The sequence below is a fragment of the Oceanospirillum sediminis genome, from assembly GCF_014164585.1.
Lineage (GTDB): Bacteria > Pseudomonadota > Gammaproteobacteria > Pseudomonadales > Halomonadaceae > Oceanospirillum > Oceanospirillum sediminis.
The window spans coordinates 26,092-48,959 of sequence record NZ_JACJFM010000006.1 but is presented as its reverse complement, the minus strand read 5'-3'; the positions used below and the strand labels follow the sequence as shown (position 1 = coordinate 48,959).

Genomic DNA, 22,868 nt, shown 5'->3' with positions numbered 1-22,868 from the left:
GTTTTTAATGCAGGTTTCAGGATTGATACCGCTTACGGCATGTCTCAATCCGTGGTAGACAGATTAAAAAGATTCTGTGTAACATCGTATTGGCAAATTTGACACTTTAAGGGCCAAATCCGACAAATGTCATTCCACAACGAAAATAGCAGACTAAATACTGAAGCTGGCTACACCATAGGTATCTTCAATTATCCGGGGGCACAGGCTGCAACGGTGTATGGTCTGCAGGACCTGTTTAATACTGCTGCACGTTTGCAACCGGAGTACTCAGATCATCAGGATAAGACCGCTGACCAGAACCATACTGATGCACCTCTGCCAGATACTCCACAAATTCGAGTTATGGTCTTTGATGAGATTGATGATGGACTGACTTTTTCAGCTATTATTCTGCCATCCAGTTTGCAGCCACTACCCTCTCCAGACACTCAAACCAGAATATATGCCTGGCTCAGACACCAGCATCAACAGGGGACTTTACTGTGTTCTGTTTGTGCCGGGGCTTTCTGGCTGGCTGAAGCCGGTCTGTTAAACAATCGCGCCGCCACTACACACTGGGCGCTGGCCGATAAATTCCGGGCACGCTTTTCTGCAGTACAGCTGGATGCAGATAAAATTCTGATTGATGACGGCGATATTATTACCGCCGGAGGCATTATGGCCTGGACAGACCTGGGGCTTCGTCTGGTATCCCGTTTTCTGGGCCCCAGCCTGATGCTGCATCTGGCTCGCTATTTTCTGGTTGATCCCGGTGGACGAGAGCAGCGCTTTTACAGCCTGTTCTCTCCATCGTTAAAACATGGTGACAGCGCAGTCCTGAAGGTACAGCACTGGCTGCAGGCCCATTACCATGAAGCAGTAACCGTCAGCCAGATGGCTCAGCAGGCACATTCAGGGGAAAGAACTTTTTTACGCCGCTTTAAACAAGCTACCGGACTGACACCTAAAGAATACCTGCAACACCTGCGCATTGCCCGGGCCAGAGAATACCTGGAGCAAAGCAACAATAGTATTGATGAGATAGCCTGGAAAACCGGTTATAAAGACAGTAGCGCTTTTCGACGAGTTTTCCAGAAAATCATGGGCTTAACAGCCAGCGAATACCGTCAGCGCTTTAACACCGGGCAGAACCTCACACACAGCGTCAGCGATTAATCAGCACTAACTTGCCGGTAAACTGTTTTGCCATAAAGTCCTGTTGTGCCTGTCGAATATCACGTAAAGGATAGGTTTTTGATACCAGAGGTTTTAACTCCCCCGCTTCGATATAACGAATCAGGTTTTCAAACACATGCCGTGGCTGATATGTACACCCCAGAAAGGTCAGATCTTTGAGATACAGGGTGCGCACATCCATCTCAACAATAGGACCACCGATCGCTCCCGCTACCGCGTAACGTCCGCCATAACGCAGCAGATCAGGTAATTCGCGCCATTGCTCACCCGCAACCAGATCAATGACGACATCCACACTGGAAGACTCCAGAGCAGCCATTAGTGATCGCTTGCGATCAACAGCCTGATCTGCTCCCAGCTCCAGCAATTGAGGGATTTTATCTTTGCTGCATACTGCAATCACCCGGGCACCACGCCGTTTTACCAGCTGTACCGCAGCAGAGCCTACACCACCTGAAGCCCCGGTAATCAGAACCGTTTCACCTGCTTTAACTCCGGCACGATCTACCATATTTTCTGCCGTTGAATAGGCACAGGGAAAAGAAGCCAGCTCTGCATCTGTCATATCGCTCTGTACAGCAAAAGCTTCACTGGCGCGAACAACAACATACTGGGCAAAACCGCCATCCATCTCTGATCCCATAGTGATGCAGCGATAATCATCGTCGTCCGATACCCCCTGCATTGTCCGCACCAGTACTCGCTCTCCGCTCCGAGAGAGATCAACACCTTCTCCGGTAGCGACAATCTCACCACAACAATCCGCCCCCTGAATACGCGGAAACTGCAATGCTTCACCTGACTAGCTGGCATCATCATCGTTAAAGTCATCAAAGCCGCTTTCAGCACCGGCATTGGTCTGACCGGTAACACTTTTGGAGTACCAGCCAATTCGGGTATTAATATCGGTGTTATTCACACCACTGGCTGCAACCTGAATCACTACTTCACCTGACTGAGGCTGCGGCACAGTCAGATCTGTGCGGTATTCCAGCTTATCCAGACCACCATGGCCGGTCAGTACAACACCATACATCTGTTCAGGCAGATTTGAGAACGTCATCGGTTTTCCCCTATATGAATTAACCATTGCGACAGTCAGAGTTCAGCTATTAAACATTACAAAGCCTGATCTATAGTTCGTGTTATCAGGATGTACTTTACTGTATGAGAACCTCATAATTCAGACAAACGAATAAAACTTAATATATAGTTCAGAATATCTGAATTATGCCAATTTTCTGGAGTGATAATGCCTCCTGTTCTTGATCTGGATTTACTGCGTACCTTCGTTACCGTAGCGCGTACTGGCGAATTTAAAAAAACAGCTGAAATTGTCTGTCGCTCACAGGGCGCGGTCAGCATGCAGATTAAACGTCTGGAGGAGCAAACCGGAAGCCGATTGATGGAACGTAACAATCGTGGCATACAGTTAACCGAAGCAGGGGAAACGTTGCTTATTTATGGGGAACAGATGCTTCAGCTCAGCCAGAGCGCGATCTCGGCATTATCTACCCATGAACTGACCGGCAAACTGAGTGTAGGTATTCCCACGGATTACGCGCAGGATTTTCTCAGTTACTTTATGCCCGCCCTACACGATACCCTGCCCGGGCTGGAAACCCGAATTATCTGTGATCGCAGTCGTAATTTGCGCCAGAGACTGACAGCCGGAGAGCTGGATCTGGCCATTGTTGCAGCAGAATCTGATTCCTCAACCGAGCGGGTTGTCTGGACAGAACAGCTGATCTGGTCAGCCCCTTGTGCTATCCGGCTGGAAGATCAGACACCTCTGCCTGTCGCCCTGTATGAAGATAACTGTATTGTCCGGGATCTTTGCCTGGAAGAACTGAAGAGAACCGGACACAGGTATAAGGTTGTATTTGGCAGCCCGGTTATGGAAAACCTGGCCACTGCGGTTGAACAGGGTTTTGCGATCTCTCTGTTACCTGAATCTCTGATCAGAAATAACCGGACACGTATGATCGCCAATACTATGCTGAGCAGTCATCAGGTCCTGAAAATGTGCCTGATTAATGCCGAAGGTATTGATGAAACCACAGTAGAACATCTGGTTCGCTGTTTTCGCCAGGCAGTAAAGGACAGCCAGAGCTCTTATTAACCTCTGTCTCTGGCAACCACGGGGGTTCTGCTATCAGCAGGATCCAGCTGATTCTTTAAATCAGAAGGACTCAGCTGAATTAAAGAGTCAGCAGGGCTACTCTGACTATCTGAATTACCGGAGTTTTGCTGATCCGGTTCTGGCCGAATCAGACCTGATACCAATATCAGAACAGAGGCAATCACCTCCAGACGACTCACATCCTGCTGTAGTAACACAGCAGCAAAAATCAGTGCAAAAACAACCTCACAGGTACTGATCATTACTGACCGCTCCATTCCTGCCAGGGCCGTACCTCTGGCAAACAGATATTGTGGCAAAGCCGCAGACAGAATGCCCAGCGCCAGAATAAGCCACAACTGCTCGGAAGATTGAGGAATGAAGATAACCGGTAACTGCCAGAATGATAGCGGAACCAGTATGATCAAATGTCCTGCCAGTATGGCAGACATGCGTTCACTCACTTTCAGCACCTGCACCGGACGGGCAACATAATTGATCAGCAGCGCATAAGATACAGGCGCCATAAAACAGAGCAGTAATGCCTGCCAGGATAAGCGCCCGGCAACCTCTGGCTTTTGCATAATAGCCACTGCCAGCACGATCAGGGCTCCGGCAATTAAGCGATTGCGAGTCAGAACATGGTCAAAAAATACCCAGCCAATCAGCATAGCAAACAGAGGATAGGTGTAATACGTCAGAATAACGGTGGTTGCAGGCAACCAGGAGAAACTATACAGAAAGGCCAGCATACCCAGTGCGGAGAATATCCCTAACGCCATACATCTCAGATATTCTGCCGGATAAGACCTGAAACTTGCTAACCAGGGTAAAACCAGTAATGCAGGAATGGCAAAACGGTACAAAGCAATAATTTCAGGAGAGAACTCTTGCAATAAGAGTAACTGAGACAACACAGGGCCTGACCCGAACCCTATAGCAGCACCCAGCATCATCATATTACCCAGACGATTCCCTCCTTCACTATTCTGATCACCGATTCAGACGATTAATAAAATTCTGCGTGCATAATAGCGAGACAATGTCAGAATATTTAATGAATAATACGACCTGTTCATTAATAACTCTCATATATGTTATGCGTCTGGATATAAAACACTGGCAATTACTGGAAGCGATTGCACGTCACGGTAGCCTGGGACAAGCTGCGGAAGCCATTGGCGTTACCCAATCCGCTCTGAGTCATCGGTTGGCAGAAGCTGAAAGGCGGCTGGGAGATGCTATTTTTGAAAGGGAAGGCCGTCGGCTGAAACCGACACCAGCCGGACAGATATTACTCGATACCGCACAGAGCATTCTGCCAGAATTACATCGGGCGGAGCAGGATTTTGAACGCACCGCCGCCAATGCCAGTTATCTGGTACGCATCGGTGTTGCCGCCTTCAGCGCTTACCACTGGCTGCCCGGTTTTCTGCAATCTTTACCCTTGCAACGTGAAAAGCTGCAGATCGACCTGGTAGCCGCTGCCACTCAGAATGCAGAACATGCTCTGTTATCAGGTATGACAGATCTGCTGCTTTCTCCGTTTAATATTGAGCACCCGGCTCTGATATCTTCGCCTTTAATGCAGGACGAGCTGATGCTGATCACTCATCCTCAGCATCCATTAGCCGGTAAAGAGCATATTGAGGCGCAGGATCTGGTCAATGAGCATTATCTGACCTACAGTCTGGATACTCTGCCGGGCTTTGAATATGAACGCTTTATCCGACCATCCGGCATTCGTCTGCGTCATATTCAGATCGTTGAAATGACCGATGCCATTACCGAAATGATCGCTGTTGATCTGGGGGTCAGTATTCTGTCCCGCTGGGCATTAACACGCCCTCTGAGCCAGCAACTGGTCACAGCGACGCCGGTTATACCAAATGGCCTGCCACTGACCTGGTATCTTCTGTTTCGCCGGTCTGATAACAAAAATAGTGCGGTTCAGCAAACCCGTACATTTTTATTAAACTGGTTTGATCGTGAGACGTTCCCTGCCCCATAATACTTAAATTCGGATACACACTCCTTGCCTGCAAGACAGATCTGAGTTCAGCACAAGCACTTTTACCAGCCATACTACACTTAATGTGTACCAATCACTGACAAAGAACAAAAATCGGCTTCTCAACAAGGCATACAATGCTTTTTTGCTACTGACAATAACGCTTACAGCAATCTACCGTGTCAGCATAAAGCGACCCCAGAGTCGTCTATAAGAAATAAAGGAGATAGCCATGACAGATATGACATCTGCCCTGCGCATTCAGCATTACGATCAACCAGCAATGGATAAAGCACATCACAGATTTACTGCAATTCTGGGTGCTCTGCCACTGGCGTCTGAAACAGCCATCCCTGAACTACTCAATAACCTGCGTAAAGAAGCTCAGGAGCACTTCAATCAGGAAGAGCGCTTTATGCAGATGACAGATTATGAAAACTATGAAGGCCATCGTCAGCAACATGAAACCTTTCTGGAGCTGCTGGAAAATTACCAGAAAGCGCTGGATTATGATGATAGCCCTGATATCCGACAGGTTCACCGTGCACTGTGCCAATGGCAGGATGAGCACCAGCAACGCTGGGATGATCCTCTGGCCAATTTTCTGAATTACTCCGCCAGCTGGCGTCCTCATCCGGCAGAATCAGCGTCTCAGTAAACACAATCCGGGGACTGGCAGCCCGCAAACAGGCTGCCAGTACATCAGAAGACAACAGCGTCAGGCATTCTCACTCAGTTCAGCCACCTGATCTCTCTGGTCCAGAAAACCGGACAACCTCGTCATTAGCAGCGCCATCACCACAATAACAGCCCCAATCCAGGGCAGATCCGTTAATGACATACTCTCTACGACAAAGCCCCCCAGAATTGCTCCCAGAGCAATACCCACATTAAACGCTGCAATATTGAGTCCTGAAGCCACATCAACAGCATGAGGGGCATATTTCTCGGCCAGTTGAACCACATAGACCTGTAAGCCCGGCACATTACCAAAGGCAAAAGCGCCCCAGATTAACACTGTCAGTACCGCCGTCACCGGATTACCCGCTGTAAAGGTAAAAGTCAGCAGCACCAGTGCCAACAGAGTAAAAATAATATGCAGCGCTTTTACCGGCCCCATACGATCAGCCAGACGTCCTCCCCAGATATTTCCGACAGCCACAGAAACACCATAGACCAGCATAATCAGGCCTACAGAGCCGGACTCAAAACCAGAAACCTGTTGCAGAATCGGAGCCAGAAAAGTGAAAGCCACAAACGTTCCGCCATAACCCACTGCCGTCGTAGCATATATCAGCAATAAACGGGGTTGAGTCAGTACACTCAGCTGCTGAGACAATCTGGCCGGAGTGGATTGTTTAAGATTGTCCGGCACCAGTAAAGCACTGCCAACCAGTGCCAGTAAACCTAACCCGGCAACGACCATGAAGGTCGCTCTCCAGCCAAAGTTCTGACCAATCCAGGTCCCCAGAGGTACTCCTGTCACCAGGGCAACAGTTAGTCCAGTGAACATAATCGCAATGGCACTGGCTTCTTTTTCTTTTGAGACCAGACTGGTGGCAATGGTAGAGCCGATAGAAAAGAACACGCCATGGGCCAACCCTGTCAGGATACGTGCCGCAATCAATGTGTTGTAATCCGGTGAGGCCCAGGCCAGCAGATTGCCAATAACAAAGAGTGCCATAATGGTCAGCAAAACCCGCTTACGCTGCCAGCGCCCCGTCAACGCGGTTAATACAGGAGCACCAATCGCCACTCCCAACGCATACAAACTGACCAGCAACCCGGCAGAGGGTAAAGACACAGACAAATCAGCAGCAATCACAGGCACCAGACCCACAATCACAAACTCCGTTGTCCCGATAGCAAATGCGCTGAGTGTCAGCGCAAAAAGAGCAATAGGCATAAAACAACCTCAGAGTAATTTCAGTACAGATTCAGTTGCCGCGCAGTATGCTCCCTGCTATCTTTTGCAAAAACAGTATTAAAAACAAATTACTTTTACAAAAATGACAATAGTCTCTCGTACAGAAGATCTGGAAATTTTACTGGCGGTTGTGGACTGTGGTGGTTTTTCAGCGGCAGCTCGTCAACTGGATATACAAGTCGCGAAAGTTTCTCGGGCGATCAGTCGTCTGGAACATGAGCTTAATGCAACCCTGATGAACCGTACCACACGTCGCCTGCAACTAACCGAGGAAGGAAAACTTTTTACCGAACAGGTCAGAAGCAGTTTACAGCAGTTGGCTGCGGCGGAAGAAAGTCTGAAACTGGCTCGGGAAGCACCATCCGGGCGACTCAGAATAGATGCTGCTTCCCCTTTTATTATTCATCAGCTGGTACCACTGATGACTGAGTTTCGGCAACTCTATCCGTCTATCCAGCCAGAGTTAATTGCCAACGAGGCGATCATTGATCTTATAGAAAAGCGTACGGATATCGCCATTCGTATCGGAGAACTGGAGGATTCAAATCTTCATGCCCGAATGCTGGGGCGGGGTCGTTTGCATATTGTCGCCAGCCCTGAATACCTGGACAACTATGGTATTCCTGAAACCCCACAAACACTGACCAGGCACCAACTGATCGGCTTCTCAGATTCACCTCACCTGAATCTCTGGCCATTTAAGGCAGCACTGCGAATCACACCAGCTATCAGCTCCAGTAATGGTGAAGTGGTACGTCAGTTATGTTTACAGGGGCATGGACTGGCATTGTTATCTAATTTTATGGTAACTGAAGATATACAGAAAGGACGACTGATTTCTGTCATGCAGGAACAACTGGTATCGCCAAACAGAAGGGAACAGGTACAAGCGGTGTATTACCGGAATACTTCTGTTGCTGCCCGCATCACAGCATTTCTTGATTTTATTCAGCCCAGGCTCAGTTTATAACCTGAGCCGGGGCGATCTGTCGGATAAAATCAATACAGCTCATTCGATTAAATTTTAAAGCGTCCGACAAGATTATGCATATTATCGGACAACTGACTTAGCTTCTGTGATCTTTCCAGACGCTGATCGGCATCAGCGGCCATCTGAGAAGCAATCTGGCTGATCCGGGTGGTATTATCAGTAATCCCTGCTGTTACAGAACTCTGCTCTTCCGTGGCGGTTGCAATCTGGGCGGCCATATCACGAATATGATTCACAGATTCGGTAATCAACCCCAGGCTTTCACTGGCCTGATTAGCCTGCTCTACAGTAGAACCCGCCATATCCTGGCTGCGCTGCATAATATCGACAGCTTTCTGAGAGGTTTGCTGCAACTCAGCTATCATCTGCTGAATTTCTTCTGTAGAAAGTGATGTTTTATGAGACAAGTTACGTACTTCATCGGCAACAACGGCAAAACCCCTACCATGCTCTCCCGCCCTGGCCGCTTCAATAGCCGCATTTAACGCCAGCAAATTGGTCTGTTCTGCAATACCCTGAATGGTGGTCAGAATAGAGTTAATCTGCTGTGTACTGCTTTCCAGCTGATCAATCACCAGAGAGGCTTCACCCACTTCATCGGCCAGTTTACCAATAGCCAGGCAGGTTTCTTCTACCACGGTTTGTCCTTGCAGACTGGCATCGGCACTATTGCCTGCAACGCCTGCAGCCTGCTCCGCATTCCTGGCAATTTCTTCAGTGGCAGTAGACATCTCATCCACAGATGTCACCACCAGGGTGATCTGATCCAGCTGCTGATTCACTTCATCATGAGACTCACGGGCTCTCTGCGCTGTAATACTGGAAGTTTCTTTTAGCTGCTCACTCAACTTAACCACTTCGCGAATGATGTTCTGCAGCTTCTCCACAAAACCATTAAAAGACTCAGACAATACACCCAGTTCATCTTTTGACTCGATACTCAGTCTGGCAGTCAAATCACCTTCACCTACCGATATTTGCTGCAAAGCCTGAGTTACCTTATCCATTGGCCGCGTAATAATACGAGAGAAGAAAGTACCAATCAGAGTAAACAATACCACCAGACACAGTGTAATCAGTACCGTAATCCAGGCTTGCTTATTTGCCGCCGCAAACACTTCTTTTTCGGGCACCAAAGCAACAAAACGCCAGCCCAGACTTTGAGACTGAAAAATTTTCCCCATATAAGCTTCACCTTGCCTTTCCGTCGTAAACAAAGATGTACTGACAGAACCCAGGGTATTATATAAAGGAACTTTTAAATCACCGACTTGTTTAAAATTGTTATCGGGTATCAAAGGGTCAACCAGAACATTATTATTATCCTCAATCAGGACAATATGCCCACTTTCGCCAATTTTGATTCTCTGCACAATCTCTGTCAGTTGTTTTACCGTCACATCCATAGACTGAACACCGATAATATTATTATTTCTATCCGTGATGGTTTTTGCTGTACCGACATAAGTTGAATCATCGCCAGACCAGTAGTAAGCATTCGTTCGCACGGCTTTACCCGGATTAGCCATCGCCAGCTTATACCAGGGACGTAATCTGGGATCATACGGGTCAGCATAAGCACTGCCCGGCCACTCAATCATACTGCCATCTTCACGGCCACTATAGATATAAGCCAGCCCAGGATGGCTTTCGCCAAAGCGCTTATAAAAATCATGTATTTCTTTTGTTTGTCCGGTGATTTTATCCCAACCAGCGAAGTCTTTATCTCCATTCAGAAATTTGGGGGCATCCGGAATAATGCCAGCTAAAACAGGATTGGCGGAAATATAATTAATATTCTCTTCCAGGTTATCAAAAAATAGAGTAAAAGTTTTATCAATCTGAGTGATTTCCCTACTGGCAATATTATCGAAATGATTAACGGCTACATCTCTCGATTCAAAAATAAAATATGAAGAGATGATTAATGTCGGCATAATAATCGTAAGCGCTATAATCAGCGCAAGCTTTGTTCTTATTTTCATAATCACCCAGCCTCTGGTGAGAACGTTTCACGTAACGCCTTTGAGTGTAGGCGACACTATTTGTTCTTTCCAGAATATTGACACTAATCTTGCGACCAGGGGTAATTCTGCTGGGTATATCTGGGCCAGAACACTGCCATATTGTTCGGCCAGTGGCTGAAAAATACGGCAGCGCCTGGTAGAGGATCTTTTACAGAACTCATACCGGTACAATCAAGCGGTACAGGGATGTCAGGCTCACCGGATCTGGTATTCCATATAACGAGTGCTATGGTCTGCTTTCAACGGCATAAAACCGTATCTCAGGTAAAGGCGACTGGCCGGATTATCCAGAAATACCCGCAGTCTGAGCGCGTCTAATCCCTTGCCCAGGCAAAGATTGGAAATCAGACCCAGTACCTGTTCCCCAATACCCTGATTTCTGTATTCAGTCTCAATGTGTAAATCTCTCAGGTAGCAGTATTTCTGGTCATAATATAATCGGCATATGCCAACCCTCTGCTGCTGGATGAATATCTCATAGTTATCACATTCAGCCCAGTTTTCCTCAAATTGCCTTTCATCCCAGATCATCTGATATTGCTGGTACCATGAAGACATGCACTGCTGAATCAACGCAGATGAATAAACCTGAGAATCTGCTTTAATCAAAACCGGGATCATAATCATTCCTTATTGCCAGATATGTATATTTTTTCTTCCAATGAAATACATCTATTATTAAGACATACTAATATTAAATATAATTTAAAAAGGTACATGATCTAAAAGGTTAAAGTATGACGCTTTTCTCAGAATAGGCAGGAAATAAAAGTACAATAAACACTGAGGATTTGCTATTTTCCGGTTTGTCGTAGTCTGATATATGACGTGCTATGTTCAAGCCTTTTGATGTATTTTTTACACTTTATTTAAAAGGTGATACTTATGCCTGCTTCTAATCTGATATTAATGGATGAAACTCCGGTTAGACGCTTCTCAGTACGTAATCTTTTGCTGCTGTTTATCCTGCTACTTTGTTTTAGTCCGGGTACTCACACCCATACTGAAAAGCATAAAACAGTTGAGCAGTCTCTGACTCTGTCTGTTCCGATAACCCACCCACCTCAACAGAAAAGCCTCTGATCCAGAGTAAAGTAAAGCAGCAGGTGGCTCGGCGGGCATACCGTATTTTCTGAAAAATGGACAAGTCGCACCTGGCCTGCCCGCCGCTGCTCCGGTATATCCAGATGCCCTGGAAACCATCAACGGCTCAACGTCATATATCATTGACTGATAGCAGGTCAGTACAACCTGCCAAAACCAGCAGGAGAGGAGTCGTTGACGTTCAGATCAGTTGACAGATTCAGAGCGTTACAACCCGTACCGCTAACAGAATAAAAATAGCTCCGCTGATTTTATCAATCAGTGCTGATCTCTGTTGTAGCTTATCCATAATGCCGGAATGAGATAGAACAATTGCAACAATGCAGTACCATAGGCCATCGATTCCTGCAACAGTCGCCAGCATAATCATCTGATCGGTCAGCGTTTGCTCCGCTGAAATAAACTGAGAAAACAATGCCAGAAAAAACACTGCCAGCTTAGGGTTTAACAAAGAGATCATTAAACCATCACGAGCAGCATTCATCAGTGGCGCTTTGGTTGCATTCAGGTTTAATTGGCTACCTCCTGTTGAACGTATGGCTTTCCAGCCCATCCACGCCAGATAAGCCGCTCCCGCCCAGGTAATAATCTGGTAAATAAACGGAGACTCCGTTACCAGAAGTGCCAGCCCCCAGATTGTCAGTAAAGCCCATAACCCTACACCTGCGGCATGGCTTATTGCGGTAAAAATACCGTGCAAACGACCATTAACAACGGTGTGACGCAACACAACCGCCAGACTGGGACCTGGAGAGATGGCGCCAAAACAGCAGATAACAACTAATGATAACCAGACGGTCAAAGTCATACTTAATCCCCGGATATTCAGGATGAAACATAAAAATCTGATGCTATTTTATGGATTAATTCAGCATGATAGAAATGCAAACTTATATTCTAAGGTATGATTTTATTGCATACCCCGAGGAGAGTAGATTGATTCACCGATAACAGCCGCAATACATTCCCTGATCCACTGATGGGCCGGGTCTGCATCATGGATATCATGCCAGCAGAAATGATAATGGTTTTCGGGAGATTCAATCGGCAGCGGGCAATAACTCAGATCATAATACCGCCCGGCATTACGAGCGATATGCTCAGGCACAATCAGCAAGGCATCACTCTGACTCACCACCTGAAAAGCCGCTGAGAAGAAAGGGACTTCAAACAGAATACGTCGTTTTAATTTCCTGTCAGTCAGTGCTTTATCAAAAAATGAATCTTTATCCCCTCCACTGTTCAGATGGACAAAGGAATACTTCAGTAACGCCTTCAGATCGGGAGCCTTTTCTGACACCAGCGGATGCTGGCTACGCATCAGGCAAACACTCCGGTCCTGTCCCATACAGATACTTCTGATATTCTCCGGAACCGATCGCGTCATAGTTGATGCGAAATCCAGTGGTAACTGTGCCATCTGGTTCAGCCACTGAGGCTGCCACAGCTGATAAACAATATCCACACGGGGTGCTTTTTGTTGCAACATATTCAGCACTTCAGGAAAAATAAGCTGTGCGACATAATCCGTACAGGCAAAACGAAAACGCCTCTGGCAGGCCTGAGGATCAAAACCCTCATCATCCTTCAGACCATCAATCGCCACCAGAATCTGCTGAATTCTGGGACTTAACAGACGGGCTCTGGCACTGAGCAGGTAATCATTACCTTCCCGAATCAGCAAGGGATCATCAAAATAATCTCTGAGCTGACTTAACTGGCGGCTCATTGCCGATTGGGTAAGATGCAGGCGTTCTGCCGACTGAGAGACATTACGTGTTTCCAGTAAAACAGCCAGCGCCCTGAGCAAATTAAGATTCAGATTGTGCATCTTAATCCCGGACTCGCCCGCGTAGTGATTTGATCTGCCCACGCTGAGTTTTTTTATCCATACGCTTTTTCTGAGAATTTCTGGTAGGGCGCGTTGCTTTGCGGGTTTTCTGAACCACTCCGGCCTGCCTGATCAGCAGTGTCAGCCGTTCAAGAGCATCTTCCCGGTTCTGCTCCTGGGTACGGTATTGCTGTGCTTTAATGATCAGCACACCATCTTTATTGATTCGGGAATCTTTCAGAGCCAGTAAACGCTCTTTATAAAAATCAGGCAGAGAAGATCCCGGAATATCAAATCTCAGATGAATCGCTGAAGATACTTTATTAACATTCTGCCCACCCGCCCCCTGAGAGCGGATCGCATTCAGTTCCAGCTCATCATCAGGAATAAACACTTGATTGGAAATCTGTAACACAGGCACAACCTTTACATAATCACTGACGGCAACTGACAGAGAATATCAGATAACCGGATACCAGCCATGAAGTTGAAGTATACGCCTATCAACTATATTTTCCGATAATGAGAAAAGTCATCATTGCAGATAAAGGTAAAACAACACGAAGAATCCGAAGAAAATGAAAAAGCGCCTGAGGAAAAAACCACGTAAACTCTCGCCCAATGCGGGCGGGGAGCAATCACTGAAAGCACTGTATTCTCCAGCCACTGGCCGGAGAATATCAGAATACTCTTATTCAGTTTTACGGATAAATGAGTTGTCCAGAGATAACTCTCTGAACCGAAGCAGATCAGTGTTTACTGATATCCAGCAGACGCTGAGCCAGCTCTGTTGAGACAGAACTCATGCTTCTCAGCTCTGAGGCATCCTGCGCATTCAGTTCAGAAATTCCCCTGATACGCTCAGCCAGCATACTGATCTCATCCGTCACCCGAGCCTGCTCCTCCGCAGCGGCGGCAATACTGACAGTACGCTCCTTGATATTGTCGAATGCACGAACAATATGCTCAAAACTTTCACGGGCCTGATCCGCTCTTTCAACAGAGGCATCAGACAGGCTCCGGCTGGAATCGATCACTTTTACACCTTTACGTGCAGCATCCTGTAGCTGATGAATCATACCATCAATCTCATCAGCCGATTCCTGAGTTTTCACTGCCAGGGAACGTACTTCGTCGGCAACTACCGCAAAACCACGCCCCTGTTCACCAGCTCGGGCTGCTTCAATCGCCGCATTCAACGCCAGTAAGTTGGTCTGCTCGGAAATAGCTTTAATGACCTCCAGCACAGAACCCACCTGTTCAGAATCCGCAGCCAGCTTATCCATTACGGCAGAAGCCTCGCTCAGCGCTTCTGCCAGCTGGCGAATCGCATCACCATTTTCGCTGACCACTTTATGCCCCTGATGAACCAGATTTGTGGCCTGTTCAGCTGTATCAGCCGCCGTATGAGTATTATTGGAAACCTCCGCAGCACTGGCAGACATTTCATTAATGGCCGCTGCCAGCGTCATATTTTCATTCATCTGATCACTGGCCCGGTTATTCAGCGTATCACTCAGGACATGCAGATTATCAGCGCCACCTTTCACACTGTTCGCCTCCGTAGCAATCCGGTCCAGAATACCTACCAGATGGTCCCCATATTGATTGACGGCCCGTCTCAGCTCACCGACTTCATCCTGGCGCACAATTTTCAGCTTACTACCTGGCTGACCATGACTCAGGCTCTCCACTTGCTGAGTTGTTTCTCGTATGCTTTTCAGCAGACTACGCCCTAAAAGAATCACCGCGCAAGCAAACAGCATCATTAAAGGCAGTAAAGTCATATACAGCCCCGTACTGACACGATTTAAAACGCCCAACGCTACTGATTCAGGCAAAATCATCGCCACTGTCCAGTTCTGCTGCTCAAGATGTGTTTTCACCAGAACAGAGCGATCACCTTCAACGACGCCACGAGGCAAATAAGCCTGCCCGGAATCATTCAATGCATTCTGAAGCGATGCCAGACTTCGATCTTGTCCGACGACTTCCTCCAGAGTTTTCATATTCAGATTTTGTGGACGGATATCAGGAAAAGACACAATACGCCCTGTCTGATCAACAACCAGACTATAACCACCAGTCGCACTGTTCTGACTTTCCAACAGACTGTTAAGACCAGCCAGCATCAGATCAATGGTCGCCACCCCCCAGAAAGCGCCATCCCGGCGAATCGCTACGGTACAAGTCACCATTGGGGTACCGGAAACAGCATCTTCATAAGCTTCAGACCAGGCACATTGTCCCGGTGACAGATTGCGTCCTACGGTATACCAGCCTTCATTATGGTAACCCGAACCATTCGGATCATTATAATCGTCCAGCAGATCCAGACTGCCCTGAGCATTTCGCGCCCAGAACAGAGAATCCCGATTAACGCCTGAAGACAGTTTTCCAGGCTCAGGCCAGACACCGCCCCCGGCAATCAGAGTATTGCCATAATCGTTTACAATCGGTGCCAGTTCTTTAATAAACTGAGCTTTATCCAACTCCAGTGTTTCGGATAAAACAGCCAGAGCCTTTGTCAGAACAGCCGCTTCAGTCAGCGCCGTCTCAATACGACTCCGGGTGTTTTCTACGGTCTGTTCAGCACTGGAAATAGCCTCTTGCTCCAGCTCCGGATGAGCAATCAGTGTCATTACCAGATAAATGGTCAGAAATGCGGTAGCGAGCAAGCTGACACCCAGAAGCTGAATCTTTCTGTTCAGGGTCATTACGGAGGTCCTCGATTAAAAGCGCAATTTTTTTTATTGAAGCTATATGAACTGCTACGTCAGTTGTATCAGTATTGATTTTTCTTATAAAAGAAAAACACGATTTCAGATAATACATACCTGAAAAGTCACCAGAAAATAGCTAACCAGCAGCAAGAAAATATCATCTTTATCAGAGATTCTTTTCCAGAATATGATTCAGATGCAAAATGGTCTGCTGTGCAACCTCCTGAAGCTCTTCGAGAGCCTTCTCTGTTTGCTCAGCATTAACGCTCTCCGATGTTTTCTCCACACAATAGGCCAGATGCTGTAAACGGCAGGCACTTAAATTAGAGGCCTCTCCCTTCAGAGCATGAGCCAGATTTCTTAACTGATAAAAATCCTGTTGCTGGTAAACCTGGCTGAACTCAGCAATTTTCCCCGGCAGCTCTTCAAGAAAGGTTTCTATCAGCTCATTAAAAACCGACTCAATACCCAGAATACGTTTTTCAAAATCAGCACGGTCCCAGATCGGATAGCTCTCTGTTTTGTCATCATCTGAAAAAACACGATACCCGCTGATATCAGTATTTTCCGCAGCGCCAGAAAATTCAGCAAGCGTCGTTTCAGAAACACTCAGGGATGCTTCGGGCAACCAGTGGTTCAGCTTGCTGATCAGATCTTCAGGCACAATGGGTTTAGCCAGATAATCATCCATGCCCGCCGCCAGGCACTTTTCTTTATCTCCGGTCATAGCATTAGCGGTCAGCGCCACAATTGGCAAACCAGCCACCAGATCACCACACACACCAGATCTAACCTGCCGACAAGCCTCATACCCATCCATTTCCGGCATCTGGCAATCCATCAGAATCAGAGCAAAATAGCCATCGTCATACTGATTCAGCGTTTCAATCGCCTCAAGCCCATTTCCTGCCGTGATAATGTGATAGCCCAGTTCCTCCAGAATACCGGTCACGACCAGCTGATTCACATGATTATCCTCTACCAGCAGCAGGGTTTCATTATGCAGACGGGGCTGAGGCATGGACTGAACGTAATGACGGGTCAACATCGCCGGAGAATCAGAAGCATCTGTGCTCCCTGTCACAATCAGTTTCAGCGCATTAATCAGGTCAGATGGCGTTGCCGGTTTTGGGAAATAGCCACTGAATCCTAGCCTCTGAAAATGTTCTGCATCCCCTTTTTGTGCCATAGACGTCATCATCACCAGCTTCATGGCACGGTATCTGTCATCCTGTTGCAAGATATGACCTAACTCGGCACCATCCATTTCTGGCATCTGCATATCCAGAAAGGCGGCATCAAAAGGCGGACACTTTGAGATTTCCGCTTTCTTCTGACACAACGCCAGTGCCTGCTGGGCATTTTCCGCTTCACTCACATGGGCACCCCAGTGTTGCAGTTGCCCTGTCAGTACTTCTCTGTTAACAGGGTTATCATCAACAATCAGCAGCTCAAGCTGACTGATATCCACATCCGGAATCACTCTTTGTCTGAGATCGCTCTTCTCCAATAGCACATTAATTTCGAAGCAACTTCCCTGTCCCGGCTGACTGTCGACACTGACCTCTCCCTGCATCAGGTGACAGAGTTTGCGCACAATCGCCAGCCCGAGTCCTGTCCCCCCGTATTGTCGGGTGGTGGAAGAATCAACCTGGCTGAAGGAATCAAACAGAGCACCCTGTTTATCTGCCGGAATACCAATACCACTATCAATCACCGCGCAGGTAAAACGCCACTGACTGGAACTATGGTCGTGTAAACCTGCCCGAATAATTACTTCACCTTTCTGAGTAAACTTGATGGCATTACTGACCAGGTTCGTCAGGATTTGGCGCAGGCGTTCCGGATCACCTCTGACCACGGCATATTCCACCTCCCCGGCATCCAGTACCAACTCCAGCTCTTTGCCCTGAGCCTGAAAAGCCATACTCTCTGCAAACTCACTCAACATACTGGTCAGATTGAAGTCGATACATTCCAAATCAATACGACCTGCTTCAGCTTTAGAATAATCCAGAATATCGTTAATCAGAGTGAGCAATGAATGGGCACTGGATTGGGCTATTCTTGCTCTGTGTTGCTGGTCTTCCGTCAAATTGGTATTTAACAGCAACCCCAGCATACCGATCACACCATTCATCGGTGTGCGAATTTCATGGCTCATACTGGCGAGGAACTCACTCTTAGCCCTGGTGGCTGCCTCTGCAGCCTCTTTCGCATGAATCAAGGCGTTCTGGGCTTTAATACGCTCAGTTTCATCCCGGAAGCTCCAGACCCAGCCTGTCAGCATATTATCCATCATCATAGGCATGGCAACCTGCTCATAAACCCTGCCATCATTAAATTCCAGGATATCAAATGAAGCATCATGGGTCTGCTTTTTGTTATGCAGGCTATTTTCAAACAGCTCAGGGGTTTTCAGCTGCTTTCTTGCATGCCGGGTAACAGCCTTAAAATTTTTCTCCTGTTGCAGGTCATCCGGAATCTGCCATAAATGAATAAACTGCTGGTTAAAGCGGATAATGTTTCCCTGAAGATCAGTCACCAGAATACCGTTATCAGTAGAGTTCAGGATAGACTCCTGTAACGCCATATTTTTTCTGATACGCTGTTCCGCTTCCTTTTGTTCGCTGATGTCCAGATGAGTGCCTATCATACGCCGGGGTTTGCCATCAGCCTCCCATTCCACCACTCGACCGGTATCCAGCACCCAGACCCAGTGCCCGGTTTTATGTTTCATCCGCGCTTCAAAACAGTAGCTTTCTGATTCTCCTTGCCAGTGCGCTTCAAGCAAGCGTCCGGACTCTTCCAGATCATCCGGATGGGCAAATTGCATCCATGTATCAATGGAAACAGGTTCCAGTTCAGCCAGTGTATAACCGATAATATTGGCCCAGCGTTCATTAAAGATGACCTGCCCGGTCTGCACCTTCCAGTCCCACATGCCTACTTCCGTCGAAGCAATCACTAACTCCAGCTGTCTGGCACTTTCTTTCTGAGCCAGTTCAGCCTGTTTTCTGGAAGTAATATCCGTTCGAATAGAAATATAACTGATCGGTTTACTATTACTGCCCATTAAGGGGACGATAGTCGTATCAACCCAGTAAAACTCGCCCGACTTATTTCTATTTCTTAACTCCCCATGCCAGACATCTCCCCTGGCGATGGTGCGATACATCTCTTTAAAGAATTCACTATCATGATAACCGGAATTCAGGATTCTGTGATTCTGACCTACCAGTTCTTTCTGGTGATAACCGCTGATAGTACAGAACTTTTTATTAACATAAGTAATGGTACCTTTGACATCGGTAATCGCCACAATGGCATGCTGATCCAGGGCAAACTGCCGATCCGCCAGATCTGATAAAGCACGCTGTTTTTCATGTACCTGATGATCCAGCTGTTCTCTGGAAGCCGTTGTTTTCTGCAGATTGCTGGCCATACGGTTCATAGCAACCGCCAGATTGCCAATCTCATCTTTACCTAATTCAGGTAAACGCTGTTCCAGGTCACCCTGACCGATCTTCTCAGCCCCCTGGTACAGAATTTCCAGACGGGCAACCAGCCCCAGCCTTACCAGTACAATAAATACACCAATCAGTACCAGTAAACAGAGCAAGCTGCCTTCAATAATGGTTTGACGGGCAGCCCCCAGCAAACGGAAGGCCCTTTCCTGGTTATAAATAACCACCAGCTTAACCGTATCATCACCGTCATAAAGAGAAGAGTGCTTCCAGACCAGATCATCTCCTGGCCGAAAAAAAAACTGTTGCCCCTCTTTTACTAAATAGGGTCGCCATTCAGAACCATCCATACCCGTTGCATAATGGCTGACCTCTACCCGATAGGACTGATCCGTCAACAACACCGCTTCTACGGCGCGCCCCTCCAGTAAAAGATCTGTTACAATTGTTTTAAGAATATTATGCTGAATCACTCGCCAGTCCACAGCCAGAATAAGATAACCTATTGTCTGATCCTTGCGAGTCAAGGGAGCTACCAGCCACTGACTTAGCCTGGCCTGTAACCCAATTGTCTGCAAAAACGTATCGGTGCCGTAATGACCTGCAACAGGATGACTGCCAATCGGTAAAATAAAACGAGGGTTCTCAAACGCATTTTTCAGTAGTAACTGCTCTCCAGCCAGTTTATCTCCTGAATGGCTTCTGGTACTGGAAGCGAAAATACTGCCATCGGGTTCCGTAATCAGAGCATAATGGATAAAGGGATAAACCTGGGGCAAGTTATTCAGTATCTGATTCACTCCGCGACTTTCATACAAATCCAGCGCCCGGGAAAAACCTCTGTTTTTTGAAGCCAGCGAACTAATACGCAGAATATCATTCTGCTGCTGCTCAATTTTTGAAGCGGCCAGTTTAAGGCTGCCATTCAGCTGGTTGTCCAACTCTTCTGACAGTGTTTTTTCGATACCAGACAACAAAAAATAGCTCAGCGCTCCTATAATAAGGAGCACGGAAAGAGTCCCGGTCAGAATGACTTTACTCATTAACCGCATCAACTACCCCTTGTTATCCGGCTGTAAGGATCAAAATCAGGCTAATCAAAACAATGTACCTTATCAAACACAGCTTCTGGTAAGTTTATGCCGAAATGTTGCAAGCTTGCACAATTTATCAGCAGCCAATGCATATACTACGACTCAGAAATGATGCCGGAAGGGTGCGTTTTTTCAGAATATCAACAACCTTCCCTGCCTCTTGTCGCAAACTGACTTGCATCCCCCCAAACAACCATACTGAATACGATAGTTAAAAATCTATCTGTCAGTGTCTGTCTCCTCTTTACTATGTAAAATAGCAACGTGCTTTCTATGCGGGCTTCTACACATATCCATCATATAAACAGGGTGGCGCATGGAAATATAATACCTGTTGCGCCATACCCTGAATACTTTTATCAAATGATTATTTATCCTGCATAATCATCAGGTTATTGCCATCAAGTGTATTATTAGCGTCCCCCTAACCTTAAGACCTCGTACTCTATCCGGGTATTTATTCACACACCACATTCAGACAACAAAGTCAGAGATACTGGTAACATGCTGATATAAAATATTTTATCCAGACAAACAAAGATGATATTGCAAACCCTTATCATTATGACCCATTTTATTTTTACAAAGTAAAACAGCACAAAAAAAGCATCAGGACAATACAAACAAACAAGAAGCATTACTATTTTCGATTAATACTATTAGACCAATAAAACTGGAAAAATAGTAACAACTGATCAACAATAACGAGATATAAGTAAACGCCATAATTACAAGTACAGAAATTAACTGTGAATCTGACGAGGAATTGACCAATGAAAGCCGATAGCGCTGTCATTACAGAACTGAATGCTGCACTGAAGGGCCAGCTTACGGTTATCAACCAGACTTTCCTGCATGCTCGTATGGCTAAAAACTGGGGACTGGAAGAGCTGAATGAGCACGAATACAAAGCCTCCATCAAAGCTATGAAAATGGCTGATGACCTGATTGAACGTATTCTGTTCCTGGAAGCTCTGCCAGGTATGCAGGCACTGAACCGCCTGCAAATTGGAGAAAATATCCCTGAAGTCTTTGCCGGTGATATGTCTGTACATATGGAGGTTCGCCAGCAATTAGTCGGCGCTATTGATGTCTGTGAAAAAGCTCAGGACTATGTCAGCCGCGATATGCTGACAGAAGTGCTGGAAGAAACAGAAGAGCAGATTGACTGGATTGAGACTCAGCAGTGGCTGATTGATAACAGTGGTCTGCAGAATTACCTGGCTGCCCGGATGGAAGATTAAGGAGAAAGAACATGAAAGGTAATGCTAAGGTTCTTGAGCATCTGCAAAAACTGCTGAATAACGAACTGATGGCCAGAGACCAGTATCTGGCACACTCTAATATATTCAAAGACTGGGGACTGCATAAGCTACACGAACGTCTTCATCACGAAATGGAAGAGGAAACGGAGCACGCTGAAGCTCTGATGGAGCGCATGCTGTTCCTGGAAGCTAAACCAGATATGAATGGTCATGAAGACAGCAATGTCGGTTCCGATGTTGTCTCCATGTTCAAAAATGATCTGGCTGTCGAGTATGCCGTTGATGCAGCACTGAAAGAAGCAATTGCCGTATGTGAAGAAGAACAGGATTACGTGACACGTCAGGTTCTGGTTAAACTGCTGGATGATACCGAAATGGATCATGCTTACTGGCTGGAGCAGCAACTACGTCTGATTGATATGGTAGGTATTGAGAACTATATCCAGTCACATATGCAGAATTCAGGCAACTGATAGTCAGTAAGCACTGCCGTTTAATCCTGCGTATTACTGCAATATAAAACCGGAGTTCGCTCCGGTTCTTATTTTCAGATACAGAATTCAGTATCAGTGGCCACTACTCCCGGAAAACAGGTTCAGAACAATCACTCCGGAAACAATCAGCAGAATACCTATAATAGCTGGCATATCCAGACTCTGTCTGAAGACTACTACGCCAACAATCGCAATCAGAGCAACCCCAACCCCTGACCAGATAGCATAGGCAACCCCCACTGGAATCGTTCTGAGCACAACTGAAAGCCCATAGAAAGCTATCGCGTATCCGACCACCGTCAGTAAACTCGGCCATAATCGGGTGAATCCCTCAGACGCCTTCAGAGCACTGGTTGCAATCACCTCTGCAACAATGGCTACCATTAACCAGATGTACGCCATTTCATTCTCCTGAATGACTATAGAGAACCGGCAAAGCTTTTTAGCAAAAAATGCCTGAGTATAAGAAGAAACTTTTGTTCAGGTGCTGAACCCGGTTATTTCAAGATTAAGGAGCAGCAGTATATATTCAGTCTGTTTCCGTCGGATAGATCGAATTGATTTTTTCGTGTTTTTTTTCTGGCATCAGCTGTCGGCTTTTTGTACATTCAGCGTTCTGACAGCCTCTGAAAA

At 46.7% G+C, this 22,868-nt stretch carries 20 protein-coding genes; 8 read left to right on the top strand and 12 right to left on the bottom strand.

Going from position 1 to position 22,868, the window contains the following annotated elements:
* Nucleotides 1–126 precede the first annotated feature (126 nt).
* Complete coding sequence (locus H4O21_RS06505) at nt 127–1,158, top strand: GlxA family transcriptional regulator (protein ID WP_182808038.1); 1,032 nt, start codon at nt 127–129, stop codon at nt 1,156–1,158.
* On the opposite strand, the gene H4O21_RS06500 is transcribed toward H4O21_RS06505, so the two are convergent.
* Together H4O21_RS06500 and H4O21_RS25775 are read right to left on the bottom strand one after the other, a co-directional pair.
* Nucleotides 1,148–1,969 (bottom strand): zinc-binding dehydrogenase, encoded by an 822-nt coding sequence (locus tag H4O21_RS06500; RefSeq protein ID WP_255487172.1) that lies wholly within the window; start codon nt 1,967–1,969, stop codon nt 1,148–1,150. The two genes, H4O21_RS06505 and H4O21_RS06500, sit on opposite strands and share 11 nt — an antisense overlap.
* 12 nt (nt 1,970–1,981) lie before the next feature.
* Nucleotides 1,982–2,242: a hypothetical protein gene (locus tag H4O21_RS25775; RefSeq protein ID WP_255487171.1), complete on the bottom strand. Its 261-nt coding sequence runs from the start codon at nt 2,240–2,242 to the stop codon at nt 1,982–1,984.
* Between the two features lie 189 nt (nt 2,243–2,431).
* Here H4O21_RS25775 and H4O21_RS06495 point away from each other — a divergent pair, with 189 nt between their 5' ends.
* On the top strand, nt 2,432–3,301 hold the full coding sequence (locus tag H4O21_RS06495) for a LysR family transcriptional regulator (RefSeq protein WP_182808037.1): 870 nt from the start codon (nt 2,432–2,434) through the stop codon (nt 3,299–3,301).
* Here the strand turns inward: H4O21_RS06495 and H4O21_RS06490 are convergent.
* On the bottom strand, nt 3,298–4,260 hold the full coding sequence (locus H4O21_RS06490; RefSeq protein ID WP_220495540.1) for a DMT family transporter: 963 nt from the start codon (nt 4,258–4,260) through the stop codon (nt 3,298–3,300). The two genes, H4O21_RS06495 and H4O21_RS06490, sit on opposite strands and share 4 nt — an antisense overlap.
* A gap of 98 nt (nt 4,261–4,358) precedes the next feature.
* Here H4O21_RS06490 and H4O21_RS06485 point away from each other — a divergent pair, with 98 nt between their 5' ends.
* On the top strand, nt 4,359–5,312 hold the full coding sequence (locus tag H4O21_RS06485) for a LysR family transcriptional regulator (protein ID WP_220495539.1): 954 nt from the start codon (nt 4,359–4,361) through the stop codon (nt 5,310–5,312).
* 232 nt (nt 5,313–5,544) lie between these two features.
* The gene (locus H4O21_RS06480; RefSeq protein WP_182808036.1) at nt 5,545–5,970 is read left to right on the top strand and encodes a bacteriohemerythrin; all 426 of its coding nucleotides are present in this window, start codon (nt 5,545–5,547) and stop codon (nt 5,968–5,970) included.
* 60 nt (nt 5,971–6,030) lie between these two features.
* Here the strand turns inward: H4O21_RS06480 and H4O21_RS06475 are convergent, their stop codons facing one another.
* Nucleotides 6,031–7,218 (bottom strand): MFS transporter, encoded by a 1,188-nt coding sequence (locus H4O21_RS06475; protein ID WP_182808035.1) that lies wholly within the window; start codon nt 7,216–7,218, stop codon nt 6,031–6,033.
* Between the two features lie 103 nt (nt 7,219–7,321).
* Here H4O21_RS06475 and H4O21_RS06470 point away from each other — a divergent pair, with 103 nt between their 5' ends.
* On the top strand, nt 7,322–8,209 hold the full coding sequence (locus H4O21_RS06470) for a LysR family transcriptional regulator (protein WP_182808034.1): 888 nt from the start codon (nt 7,322–7,324) through the stop codon (nt 8,207–8,209).
* Between the two features lie 47 nt (nt 8,210–8,256).
* Here H4O21_RS06470 and H4O21_RS06465 read toward each other — a convergent pair whose 3' ends face one another.
* Together H4O21_RS06465 and H4O21_RS06460 are read right to left on the bottom strand one after the other, a co-directional pair.
* Nucleotides 8,257–10,215: a methyl-accepting chemotaxis protein gene (locus H4O21_RS06465; RefSeq protein ID WP_182808033.1), complete on the bottom strand. Its 1,959-nt coding sequence runs from the start codon at nt 10,213–10,215 to the stop codon at nt 8,257–8,259.
* Between the two features lie 237 nt (nt 10,216–10,452).
* On the bottom strand, nt 10,453–10,878 hold the full coding sequence (locus H4O21_RS06460) for a GNAT family N-acetyltransferase (protein WP_182808032.1): 426 nt from the start codon (nt 10,876–10,878) through the stop codon (nt 10,453–10,455).
* Between the two features lie 264 nt (nt 10,879–11,142).
* Between H4O21_RS06460 and H4O21_RS06455 the strand changes: the two genes are divergently transcribed.
* Nucleotides 11,143–11,340 carry a hypothetical protein gene (locus tag H4O21_RS06455; RefSeq protein WP_182808031.1) on the top strand — a complete coding sequence of 66 codons (198 nt, stop codon included), beginning with the start codon at nt 11,143–11,145 and terminating at the stop codon, nt 11,338–11,340.
* 220 nt (nt 11,341–11,560) lie between these two features.
* On the opposite strand, the gene H4O21_RS06450 is transcribed toward H4O21_RS06455, so the two are convergent.
* From H4O21_RS06450 to H4O21_RS06430, 5 genes are all read right to left on the bottom strand, one after another.
* The gene (locus tag H4O21_RS06450; protein ID WP_182808030.1) at nt 11,561–12,169 is read right to left on the bottom strand and encodes a LysE family translocator; all 609 of its coding nucleotides are present in this window, start codon (nt 12,167–12,169) and stop codon (nt 11,561–11,563) included.
* 102 nt (nt 12,170–12,271) lie between these two features.
* A complete protein-coding gene (locus tag H4O21_RS06445) occupies nt 12,272–13,192 on the bottom strand; it encodes a LysR family transcriptional regulator (protein ID WP_182808029.1) in 921 nt (306 codons plus the stop codon).
* 1 nt (nt 13,193) lies between these two features.
* Nucleotides 13,194–13,607 carry an alternative ribosome rescue aminoacyl-tRNA hydrolase ArfB gene (arfB, locus tag H4O21_RS06440; RefSeq protein WP_182808028.1) on the bottom strand — a complete coding sequence of 138 codons (414 nt, stop codon included), beginning with the start codon at nt 13,605–13,607 and terminating at the stop codon, nt 13,194–13,196.
* A gap of 334 nt (nt 13,608–13,941) precedes the next feature.
* A complete protein-coding gene (locus H4O21_RS06435; RefSeq protein ID WP_182808027.1) occupies nt 13,942–15,909 on the bottom strand; it encodes a methyl-accepting chemotaxis protein in 1,968 nt (655 codons plus the stop codon).
* 172 nt (nt 15,910–16,081) lie between these two features.
* Complete coding sequence (locus H4O21_RS06430) at nt 16,082–20,434, bottom strand: response regulator (RefSeq protein WP_182808026.1); 4,353 nt, start codon at nt 20,432–20,434, stop codon at nt 16,082–16,084.
* A gap of 815 nt (nt 20,435–21,249) precedes the next feature.
* Between H4O21_RS06430 and bfr (H4O21_RS06425) the strand changes: the two genes are divergently transcribed.
* Entirely contained in the window at nt 21,250–21,720 is a 471-nt protein-coding gene (gene bfr / locus H4O21_RS06425) for a bacterioferritin (protein ID WP_182808025.1), read from the top strand.
* A gap of 11 nt (nt 21,721–21,731) precedes the next feature.
* Nucleotides 21,732–22,214, top strand: coding sequence for a bacterioferritin (bfr, locus tag H4O21_RS06420; RefSeq protein ID WP_182808024.1), 483 nt, complete (start codon nt 21,732–21,734; stop codon nt 22,212–22,214).
* A 93-nt stretch (nt 22,215–22,307) separates the two neighbouring features.
* Here bfr (H4O21_RS06420) and H4O21_RS06415 read toward each other — a convergent pair whose 3' ends face one another.
* Nucleotides 22,308–22,637 carry a DMT family transporter gene (locus H4O21_RS06415; RefSeq protein ID WP_182808023.1) on the bottom strand — a complete coding sequence of 110 codons (330 nt, stop codon included), beginning with the start codon at nt 22,635–22,637 and terminating at the stop codon, nt 22,308–22,310.
* Nucleotides 22,638–22,868: the final 231 nt, after the last annotated feature.